Origin of the sequence: Effusibacillus pohliae DSM 22757, assembly GCF_000376225.1 — a bacterium.
In the GTDB taxonomy this organism is placed as follows: Bacteria; Bacillota; Bacilli; order Tumebacillales; family Effusibacillaceae; genus Effusibacillus; species Effusibacillus pohliae.
Genome location: NZ_AQXL01000036.1, coordinates 1 through 2321, shown reverse-complemented (window position 1 = coordinate 2321; position 2321 = coordinate 1). Strand labels below are relative to the sequence as shown.

1 protein-coding gene and 5 tRNA genes are annotated in these 2321 nt (G+C 52.2%); all 6 read right to left on the bottom strand.

Annotated elements, in window-relative coordinates; translation table 11 throughout:
- Nucleotides 1–140 precede the first annotated feature (140 nt).
- On the bottom strand, nt 141–1433 hold the full coding sequence (locus tag C230_RS0100510; RefSeq protein WP_018130140.1) for a tetratricopeptide repeat protein: 1293 nt from the start codon (nt 1431–1433) through the stop codon (nt 141–143).
- A 324-nt stretch (nt 1434–1757) separates the two neighbouring features.
- Nucleotides 1758–1831, bottom strand: a tRNA-Gly gene (locus C230_RS0100505).
- A 6-nt stretch (nt 1832–1837) separates the two neighbouring features.
- Nucleotides 1838–1914: transfer RNA gene (locus C230_RS0100500), tRNA-Pro, on the bottom strand.
- A 28-nt stretch (nt 1915–1942) separates the two neighbouring features.
- A tRNA-Ile gene (locus tag C230_RS0100495) sits at nt 1943–2019 on the bottom strand.
- 80 nt (nt 2020–2099) lie between these two features.
- Nucleotides 2100–2174, bottom strand: a tRNA-Gly gene (locus C230_RS0100490).
- A 52-nt stretch (nt 2175–2226) separates the two neighbouring features.
- A tRNA-Gln gene (locus C230_RS0100485) sits at nt 2227–2301 on the bottom strand.
- Nucleotides 2302–2321: the final 20 nt, after the last annotated feature.

The window sequence follows — 2321 nt, the reverse complement described above, 5'->3', positions numbered from 1 at the left end:
CGGACACCCTTGCCCTTGGCTACGGTAGGCGCTCGCCAGCCCCCGTTCGGGACTCTCACCCTAGAGATGACGCCCATGCTGGGCGTACTACAAAAAAGGGCAGCGGCGTTCAATGAAGCCGACTTCCCTTGGCGCTTGATCTACACCATCACTTTCCGGTCGTGCAGGTCCTCGACCATCGCTTGGTTCATTTTCTCCAGCAACCCCATCGCTTCCGGGTATAGTCCCTGTTTTTTATAGATGTCGCCGTATACCGAATACACTTTTACCTTATCTGCCGCCGAGCCCGCCCGTTCGACAATATCAGCCGCTTGGCGGATCCATTCCAGCGCTTTGGCGTAATTTTCTTTTTCCGATTCGATCGTGGCGAGCATGCGGTAAATCGCCGCTTTCTCCAACTCGCCGGACGAGTTGAGCTCGAGCGCTTTCTGGCAGTGGAAAATTGCCTTGTCATACTGCTTGTCCTGGAACAGCACTCTCGCCAGCGATACTTGGACAGCTCCTGTTTGACCGGACAATCCGTAATTTTCTAAGACACGCATGCAACGCTCCAGAATCGCAATCCCTTCATCGGTCGATCCGGTCTCACCGAGCACCACACCCAACTGAGCCTGCGCATTGACGATCCTTTCCATCGAGGCAAGCGCCTGATAGAGAGCCGATGCGGCTTGCGAATAATGCAGGGACTGCTCGTAGTTGCCGGTGCTGCGGTAGGTTTTTGCCAGTTCCAGATAGACGTCCGCGATCGTGCGAATGTCCTGTTTTTGTTCGAGGATGGCGGACGCCTCTTCAAAATACCGCTGGGCCAGATCCCATTCCGCCACTTCGCTGTGAATCGTCCCCAGTTGGTATGCGATCTCTCCCAGCAGGAACAAATCCGCATCCTCTTCCCGTTTGATCAGGTCATACGCCTTTTTCAAGTAATGAATCGCGATCGGATGATTCTTTTGCTGGTAAGCCACTGCCGCCAACTGATTCATGATGCGGACCATTTGCAAGGTATCCTTGCTGACGATCGCTTCATCCAGACATTCCTCAAACAGTTCGGACGCTTTTTTCAGATCCCCCACCTGTTTATAGCAATACGCCAGGTCAAACTTGATGTCCATCGGCGAAACTTGAGTCGATGGAGTCTCGTCCAACTCGCTGAGCAGGCGGATTGCCTCGCGATACTGGCCTTGCTGCATCACCGCATGGGCCAGTTTATAGGCACTTACCTTCTCCAGTTGGGACTCCACGTCGGTCAGGAAGTATTCGATCGGCGTCTCCAGCTTTTCGGCAATCTGCATCAGCAACTGATGGGAAGGATTCGCTTTGTCCGATTCAATTTGGCTGATCATGCTGGGGGTGACAAGGCCCTCGCTCAGTTCGCTTTGCGTCAGCCCTTTGCGAATGCGCAATTCTCTGATTTTCTGTCCCAAAGTTAACTTCATGTTCCGCCCTCCACATTTAGACTACATAATACTCATTATAAATCTCTTTTTTATTATGTCAAACTAAAAATAAAACAGACTAACAAGTGACGGGTTGAATGGCGCTTCAATATCAATTTTATTTAATTCTATCATAACATGTCTATAAAAACCATCGATCGATTTTGACTTTTTTGCGTGATCTGGGCGGATCATTCGGATGCGGCATGGTCGAAGCGCAGCTAGTTAAAGAAGGTTGAACCGTTTCTCCCATCGTCGAGTCTTCTTCGATGCATGAAAAAAGGCCTTCTTCGGAGAACAATGTTCCGAAGAAGACCTTGCCACTGGAGCGGGCGATGGGAATCGAACCCACGCGGCCAGCTTGGAAGGCTGGAGTTCTACCACTGAACTACGCCCGCGCAACATGGTCGGAGCAGCAGGATTTGAACCTGCGACCTCTTGGTCCCAAGCCAAGCGCGCTACCAAGCTGCGCCATGCTCCGGTGTTACGTGTCACACGCGGATTCATTCTGGTGGGCCCACCAGGACTCGAACCTGGGACCAACCGGTTATGAGCCGGCCGCTCTAACCAACTGAGCTATAGGCCCCAAATACACCCCACAAAGCATGGTGCCAAGCTGTACAGCCCGTTCCGTGTACGTTGTGGGAGCCTCATCGTAAAAAATTTTGGAGCGGAAGACGGGATTCGAACCCGCGGCCCTCGCCTTGGCAAGGCGATGCTCTACCCCTGAGCTACTTCCGCACACTACATATAAAGGTACATGATTTTCGTACAAGAATCAAGGAGTAAAAACTGGCTGGGGAGGTAGGGATCGAACCTACGCATGACGGAGTCAAAGTCCGTTGCCTTACCGCTTGGCGACTCCCCAATGACACATTCGCCTAGCGA

Bases quoted from the DNA above. Each gene is read 5' to 3' on its own strand.
- C230_RS0100510 (WP_018130140.1), bottom strand. From the start codon at position 1,433: ATGAAGTTAACTTTGGGACAGAAAATCAGAGAATTGCGCATTCGCAAA.